The 7,156-nt window shown below is 68.4% G+C and carries 9 protein-coding genes and 1 pseudogene; 5 read left to right on the top strand and 5 right to left on the bottom strand.

All coding sequences use genetic code 11. From position 1 onward, the window contains the following. Positions 1 to 111: 111 nt before the first annotated feature. Positions 112 to 831, top strand: coding sequence for an IS6 family transposase (locus ACFP2V_RS30235; RefSeq protein WP_381218482.1), 720 nt, complete (start codon positions 112 to 114; stop codon positions 829 to 831). Between the two features lie 220 nt (positions 832 to 1,051). Here the strand turns inward: ACFP2V_RS30235 and ACFP2V_RS30230 are convergent, their stop codons facing one another. The 3 genes from ACFP2V_RS30230 to ACFP2V_RS30220 form a co-directional block, all read right to left on the bottom strand. Next, entirely contained in the window at positions 1,052 to 1,183 is a 132-nt protein-coding gene (locus ACFP2V_RS30230) for a hypothetical protein (RefSeq protein WP_381218481.1), read from the bottom strand. A 157-nt stretch (positions 1,184 to 1,340) separates the two neighbouring features. Next, a complete protein-coding gene (locus ACFP2V_RS30225) occupies positions 1,341 to 1,547 on the bottom strand; it encodes a hypothetical protein (RefSeq protein WP_381218480.1) in 207 nt (68 codons plus the stop codon). A gap of 204 nt (positions 1,548 to 1,751) precedes the next feature. Further along, positions 1,752 to 2,090, bottom strand: coding sequence for a helix-turn-helix domain-containing protein (locus ACFP2V_RS30220; protein ID WP_381218479.1), 339 nt, complete (start codon positions 2,088 to 2,090; stop codon positions 1,752 to 1,754). A 1,043-nt stretch (positions 2,091 to 3,133) separates the two neighbouring features. On the opposite strand from ACFP2V_RS30220, the gene ACFP2V_RS30215 reads away from it, so the two are divergent. After that, complete coding sequence (locus ACFP2V_RS30215) at positions 3,134 to 4,225, top strand: integrase core domain-containing protein (protein WP_381218478.1); 1,092 nt, start codon at positions 3,134 to 3,136, stop codon at positions 4,223 to 4,225. 172 nt (positions 4,226 to 4,397) lie between these two features. On the opposite strand, the gene ACFP2V_RS30210 is transcribed toward ACFP2V_RS30215, so the two are convergent. Next, complete coding sequence (locus ACFP2V_RS30210) at positions 4,398 to 5,003, bottom strand: class I SAM-dependent methyltransferase (protein ID WP_381218477.1); 606 nt, start codon at positions 5,001 to 5,003, stop codon at positions 4,398 to 4,400. 23 nt (positions 5,004 to 5,026) lie between these two features. Here ACFP2V_RS30210 and ACFP2V_RS30205 point away from each other — a divergent pair, with 23 nt between their 5' ends. Beyond that, positions 5,027 to 5,152 (top strand): hypothetical protein, encoded by a 126-nt coding sequence (locus ACFP2V_RS30205; protein ID WP_381218476.1) that lies wholly within the window; start codon positions 5,027 to 5,029, stop codon positions 5,150 to 5,152. Between the two features lie 329 nt (positions 5,153 to 5,481). On the opposite strand, the gene ACFP2V_RS30200 is transcribed toward ACFP2V_RS30205, so the two are convergent. After that, positions 5,482 to 5,775, bottom strand: a complete 294-nt coding sequence (locus ACFP2V_RS30200; RefSeq protein WP_381218475.1) for a hypothetical protein — start codon at positions 5,773 to 5,775, stop codon at positions 5,482 to 5,484. A gap of 332 nt (positions 5,776 to 6,107) precedes the next feature. On the opposite strand from ACFP2V_RS30200, the gene ACFP2V_RS30195 reads away from it, so the two are divergent. Further along, entirely contained in the window at positions 6,108 to 6,896 is a 789-nt protein-coding gene (locus tag ACFP2V_RS30195) for an IS6 family transposase (protein ID WP_381218474.1), read from the top strand. Continuing rightward, positions 6,893 to 7,156, top strand: a pseudogene (locus ACFP2V_RS30190) (hypothetical protein); the annotation flags it as partial. The gene ACFP2V_RS30195 and the pseudogene ACFP2V_RS30190, both read left to right, overlap by 4 nt.

Here is a 7,156-nt window from a genome sequence, read left to right as displayed (position 1 = left end):
CGAGCATCGTCCGCACCCGGCCGGAGCGGGAGGCCCCGCTCCTTCATCGCATCACGTTGACCAACCGGGTGGAATGATCTTCTGGTTGATCATGCCGGGGAGGGATCGTCCGTGAACAGCGCGCCACCGTCGTACCAGGGGCACCGGTACCCGGTCGAGGTGATCTCCCACTGCGTCTGGCTGTACTTCCGCTTCCCGCTGTCGTTCCGCGAGGCCGGGGAGCTGATGCTCCAGCGCGGCGTGCTCGTCTCCCATGAGACGGTCCGCCGCTGGTGTATGAAGTTCGGCCAGGCCTATGCGAACGGACTGCGCCGCCGTCGGCCGCGTCCCAGGGATAAATGGCATCTGGACGAGGTGCTCGTGAAGATCAACGGGGAGCTGAAGTACCTGTGGCGGGCCGTCGACCAGAACGGCAACGTCCTCGACATCCTCGTCCAGAACCGGCGCAACAAGACCGCGGCCCTGCGCTTCTTCCGCCGGCTGCTCAAAGGAATCGGGGCCGTGCCGCGGGTGGTCGTCACCGACCAGCTCCGCTCCTACGGCGCCGCCCACCGCCAGGTCATGCCCTTGGTGGAACACCGCTCGCACCAGGGCCTGAACCACCGGGCCGAGAACTCCCACCAGCCCACGCGGCAGCGGGAACGCGCCATGGAAGGCTTCCGCTCCGTCTGCGGAGCCCAGCGGTTCCTGTCCGCGTTCAGCGGCATCTCACCGCACTTCCGGCCTTACCGCCACCTGATGACCGCCGCCCACTTCCGCACCGAGATGACCGTCCGCTTCGCCATCTGGGAGCAAGTCACCGGCGCCGCCGGCCGGCCCGCCGAGGCCTGAGCACCGGCCCGGAACCCGGCCCCCGCCACGCCCCGACGCGCCGCCAAGCACCGACACTCTCGACAACGTGACAACGCCGGCGAACGATCAACTGGACCAGAGCCGTATCAGAGCTCGCTGCCCGACAGGTCACGCGCTCACGGCACCAACCGAACGGCGCGGGTGCCAAGTGAAACGCTCACTCACACGAGGATCGGTTATCCGACCACTGGGCCACCCGTTACAGGTCGAACTCCAGGTGCTCGACGTCGGTGAACTCCACCGCCAGGCCGGTCGCGCGCCGGCCGCCGTCGCGGAAGTACACCGCACCCAGGCCTTCGGCGGCGATGCCGCGCAGCACAGCGTTGAGCATGAGCCGTTGATAGCGGCCCCCGACGGGGCGCGATCGGCTGTTTCCCCGGTGCGCCGCCCGTCTGGGTGCAATGGTCATACCGGCGCAGGCACGGCGCACCCTTCCCGCACGCGTCGCGGTCGCGAACCGGGGTTTTTTGGCCGAATGGCGGGCGGGGTCACCCCTCGTTCGGCCACATCGTCAACACCGCTCCGGTCTCCTCATCGACCAGGGTGACCCGGGCGTCCGGCAGCGCACCGTACGCGCCGACCCAGGCGACGAACTTGTTGCGGGTCACGGCCTCGCTCCCCCACCAGCCGTGCATTGTCGGGCGGCCTGCCGCGATCATGGTCAGGTGGTAGCGCTGGTCAGGGCCGGGGCTCATCCCACCAGCCTCCGTCCGGCGTGTCGACGCGCAGCGGCAGGCCCGCCGTGACGGCACTCGCCCAAAGGTCCGCGATGAAGTCCTCCACGGCCAGGCCGTGGTGGCGGCGCAGGTCGACCCGGCCGGGGCCGGCGCCCGGACAGTCGACGGCCCCTTTCCGGGCGGCAGCCGCGCAGCTCCTGGGGGTTGCAGGTCTCCGCCGTTTCAGGCCGCGGCCGTCGGGTTCGCCGCTTCGGCGGCGCGGCGGTGCTCGGCGTTAAGGCGCTGGGCCTCCTCGAGCTGGTCTTCCAGGATGACGATGCGGCAGGCGGCCTCGATGGGGGTGCCGTGGTCGACGAGTTCCCGGGCGCGGGCGGCGATGCGCAGCTGGTAGCGGGAGTAGCGGCGGTGGCCGCCCGCGGAGCGCAGCGGGGTGATCAGGCGGGCTTCGCCGAGGGCGCGCAGGAAGCCCGGGGTGGTGCCGAGCATCTCGGCGGCCCGGCCCATGGTGTAGGCGGGGTAGTCGTCGTCATCGAGACGGCCGAAGGAGTCGTCTGCTGTCACTTGCACCTCTCTGTGGAACGCGTGGAGGGGCCCTGGTGCCATTGGCACCGGGGCCCCGAAGGAACTGCTACACCATCTGCCGGCCCTGGTCCTGCGCCGGCCTTCTGTGTCCGCCGACCCGACCGAGATGCTGCCGGGGGTGCGGGGATCGCGGTTGCTTGACCGGAGACCACCTCACTATCGATGTCCTGCGGTACCCGGGCTCAAGACTTCGACCCGGGCGATCCTGATGGCGCTCGGCTCCTCCGTTCTTCCCTCTGGGATCAATCACTTACCTACTGCTGGTACTGCTCTCCTGCGTACTGCTGATACTGCGAACTGCTGGTGGCCTGTGACAGCGCCACCCTTCGACAGCCGGCCCCGTCGCCCGTCCTGCGTCTGCTCTGGCTTGGAACCCCACTGCCGAACCTCCCGGTGCGCGCGCCCGCAGCCGACGCCTTCACCGAGGTACTGCCCCTTTACTTCACTGCGGGGTGCTGCTCACGGCGGCCCCTGATCACCGCGGGCCACCCGGTCCGGTCGTCAGTCCCGTCGCCGTCCTGCAACCGCTCTGGCTCCGGAACTCCACCACCGCACCGTCCTGCGCACTGCGACTGCGGGTACTACTACCCGGCAGCTCGTCTCTGCCGGGCCCTGTTGATCTCGACTACGAGAGAAACCATAACCACACCACCACCCAATGTCTACTGCGACCGCCATAGATTTCCGCGTGTTCGACGGTGAGGTAATCGACCTCGAACAGCGACGGGACAGGCGCACGACCGGCACCGCCCGGTTGACGGGCCAGGCCGGGGCACCAGCACCACGTAGACAGGACCCACGAGCCGGCAAGAAAGCAAAACCGCCCCGTGGGCAACGAGCGTCACGAAACGGTGGCTGCTCCCCCATACCGGCACAGCCGTCCCATCGAACCGCTGGCCTCAGCACTGCGGGTGCCGATAAATCATCCGCTCAGGCCACGGCCTTGATCGGCCTTCTCTGATGCGACGTCGGCCGCCCCGCTGTCTTCACCTGGGCAGGGGCGGACGGTATCATGATCGGTCGTGCTGCTGCGCCTGGCCTACCTCGCCACGACCAACACCCTGGCACTCCTGCGCCTGCTGCCGATGAGCGACCGCGACAAGGACATCGAAATCCTTGCGCTCCGACACCAACTGCTGGTCCTGCAACGCCAGGTTGGCAAGCCCGCCTTCACCGACACCGATCGCGCCATCCTCGCCGGCCTGCTCCACCACCTCCCGAGGGCGAAGCTGCGCCACCTCCTACTGCTGGTACGCCCGGACACGATCCTGCGGTGGCACCGCAACCTGCTCAAGCGACGCCACGCCGCGACCTGTGCGCCGAAGCGGCGTGGGCGCCCGCCCACCGTCCGCTCGATCCGCGTCCTGGTCCTGCGTCTGGCTAGGGAGAACGCGTCGTGGGGGTATCGCCGGATCCACGGCGAGCTCGCGGCTCTCGGTATCGAGGTCGCCGCCTCGACCGTCTGGGAGATCCTCCGCGAGCACGGCATCCCACCCGCACCCGAATGGCAGAACACCACTTGGGCCGACTTCCTGCGCAGCCAGGCCGACGCGCTGCTCGCCTGCGACCTCTTCAAGACCCGCACCTTGACCGGGGCGCGCCTGTACGTCTTCGCCGTCATCGAGCACTCCAGCCGGCGCGTCCGGATCCTGGGCGCCACCGCGCACCCGACTGCGAAGTGGATCGTGCAGCTCGGCCGCAACCTCGCCATGGACCTGGAGGACTCGGGCAGCAGGGCCAGGCTCCTGATCCGGGACCGAGACGCGAAGTTCACAGCCGCCTTCGACGCCCTGCTGGCCGACGCCGGCCTGGAGGTCGTCACCACCGGCATCCGGATACCCCGGATGAACTCCCTCATGGAGCGCTGGATACAGACCTGCCGGCGCGAGCTCCTCGACCGCACGTTGATCTGGAACCAGAGCCACCTCCTGCACGCGCTCCGCGAGTTCGAAACCTTCTACAACGAGCACCGCCCGCACCGAGCCCTGGGGCAAGCAGCTCCGCTCCGCCAACTCCCCGAACCGATCGCCGATCCCAGACAGATCAACCCCCTGGAAGTCCATCGACGACATCGACTCGGCGGAACCCTTCACGAGTACCAACATGCTGCGTGACCAGGATGGATGAATAATCGGCACCCGCAGAGCTTCATCCTGCTGTTGAGCCCGTGTAGAGCATGCGACTTCGTTTCGTCCCAGTCATGGGACCGTCCGATGATGACGACGGCACGTGGGTGGTACGCGACGATGTCGGGGCGCGCGGGCCGCAGGCCAAACTCTCACATCCTCACCGGCGGTGGACGCTGACGGCATAGCCGCCGCCGTCGTAAGGGGCGGCGTCCCAGGTGGCGAAGCGGTCGACGAGGGTGAGGCCGGCTACGGCGCAGCAGTCGTCGTACTCTGACAGCGTGATGCCGGGCGGCACGGGCAGGTGGGCTTCATCCAGGCCGAAGCCAGCGACCATCAGGCCGCCCGGACGCAGGGCCGCGGCCAGTCGCTGGACCACCGTGGCCTCGGTGCCGGCGGCGAGCAACGGGAAAACGTTGCCTGCAGCGACCACGAGATCGAAGTCCGCTGCGATGCCGAGCAAGTCCGGCTCGAACCCGGCCAGATCGACCTGGAACCAGGGCAGTCCCGGCGCCCGCTTCTGCGCCACTGCCAGCATCGACGCGTCGAGATCCACCCCGACACAGTCGTACCCGAGCTCCGCAAGCCGGATCACGACCCGTCCGGTACCGCACCCGGCATCCAGCACCCGCGCTCCGGCAGGCATGAGAGCTGCGCAGAACCGTGCCTCACCGTGCACATCCTTCCCGCTACGGGCCAGGGCCGCGAACCGTGCAGCGTAGTCCTCTCCGGACGTCTCCCCGGTCAACTCCCTCCAACGACTCATGAGGCCAACTATAGGTCGACCATGTGCCACTCAAAGAAGTGCCCGAGCTCGCGGCGCTGAAGGCCGTCGCCGAGAAGGGCGGGAAGGTCAGCAGCCGTCGGCGCGGCAACGTCATCAGCACAACCGACACCCGGGCCAGCGGCGGGTGACGGCGGGCCTCTTACCTGCGATCTCTCGGCTTCATGCCAGCAGACCACCTGGGGATCTATCGCCTCATGACAGTGAAATCCGATGCCCGTGTCATCCCCGTGTCAGCGACGGACCGTCACATGCCTCCACGGTGACCAGCGGAAAGATGGCCGGCAGCGGCCGACGGTGACTGCCGGCCACCGGCACTGACACGAAGCCGACACATCGCAACCGCCACCCCGCGTCCTCACGGGGTACAGATGCCCGAGGAGATGATCTCCGGCTCGGCCTCCTCTGCCAGATACACCGCCACCGACCAACGGGTGTAGTTCCAGATCTTGTTGGCCTTTTACTCGGCGAGCCGCTTGGGGCACAGGGTCGACGAGGTGACACCCTGGAAGTTGGAGCGCTGGGCACGGCCGATGAGGACCCCGGAGCTGTCCGAGGCCCATACGTACGCCGCCTTCTCCACGGGGTCGAAGCCGAGGTTGATGGCGTCGTCCGTGACGAAGGGCTCATTGCCGTTGCCCTCCGCGACGGCGGCGTCCCAAGCCGCGGTGATGGCCTTGTCCGTGTTGTCCGCGACGCGGATCTCGCTTCTGGTCGGCGCTCGGAATGCGTGCGGTCGCGATGCCAAGGCCATCGCCCTGCCACTGTCCGGCGACCTCGTTGAAGCATCCGCTGGTGGCCCGGCCGAAACCGAGGATGATCGGCTCGGGATCGCTTTCGCCCCACTTCCAGTGGACGGAGTAACGGCCGTAGGACCAGGTGCTGGAGTGGTCCTTCAGTCGGTGCGCGGAGGCGGAGCACATCGCCATCTCGGCGGCCCTGCGGAAGACCTCCAGATTCTCCTCGGGGATCTGGGGGATCGGCCCTCCGGTGACCATCATCGTCTGCGCCGGCGTTGTCAGGTTGTTGTGGGCCCTGCTGGCAGGATGATCTCCGGTTGGTTCACGGGGTTCGGGGAGGGGCGGGGTGAAGGCCGCAGCGCCGTCGTACAAAGGGTTCCGGTATCCGGCGGAAATCATCTCCCACGTGGTGTGGCTGTACCACCGCTTCCCGCTCAGCTTCCGCGAGGTCGAGGAGCTCCTCCTCGCCCGCGGGATCATCGTCTCCCACGAGACCATCCGCCAGTGGTGCACCCGGTTCGGACCCCAGTACGCGGCCGGACTACGCCGCGGCAGGCCCCAGGCCGGTGACACGTGGCACCTCGACGAGGTCTACCTAAAGATCAACGGCGCGTGGCGGTACCTGTGGCGCGCCGTCGACCAGGACGGCAACGTCCCGGACATCCTCGTCCAGTCCCGGCGCGATGCCAGGGCCGCGAAGCGGTTCCTGGCCAGGCTGATGAAGAAGCAGCGCCGGGTCCCGCAAGTGATGGTCACCGACAAGCCGAAGAGCTACGGCACCGCCCACCGCACACTGATGCCCGCGGCCGGGCACCGCTCCCACCAGGGCCTGAACAACCGGGCCGAGAATTCCCACCAGCCAACGCGGCAGCGTGAACGCGCCATGAAGGGCTTCCGGTCGCCCCGGGCAGCCCAGCGGTTCCTGTCCACGTTCAGTCAGATCTCGCCCCACTTCCGGCCCCGCCGCCACCGGATGACCGCCACCGAGTACCGCACGGAAATGCACCACCGCTTCGCCACCTGGAACGAGATCACCGGCACCACCGCCATGCCCACCACGGCCTGCCCCGGGGCCGGCAACCGCCCCCACCAGACCCCGCCACCCGCTCAGCCAGCCATCCTCCAGACAACTTGACAACGCCCCTCGCCCCCTACTTCAACCCCGACGGCTACCGCGCGGCCTACACCGCGGCAATCGCCGAGCACAGCGAGCCGAAGGCCCGCGGTATCGCCGGCGCCGTCGCCATCCAGGCCGCCACCGACGCCTACCGGCACAAGGCCCCACGCGACACCAGCGACCAGCCGGCGCAGATCGGGCCCGACGTCACCGACCACCTCGAGAAGAGCGAGTCGTGGTACGTCGATGTGCGGTGTCCTTATTTCTCGCTCGCGGCA

The sequence above is a fragment of the Streptomyces incanus genome (genome assembly GCF_042656345.1).
GTDB lineage: Bacteria > Actinomycetota > Actinomycetes > Streptomycetales > Streptomycetaceae > Streptomyces > Streptomyces incanus.
This window is presented reverse-complemented; position numbering and strand designations above follow the sequence as displayed.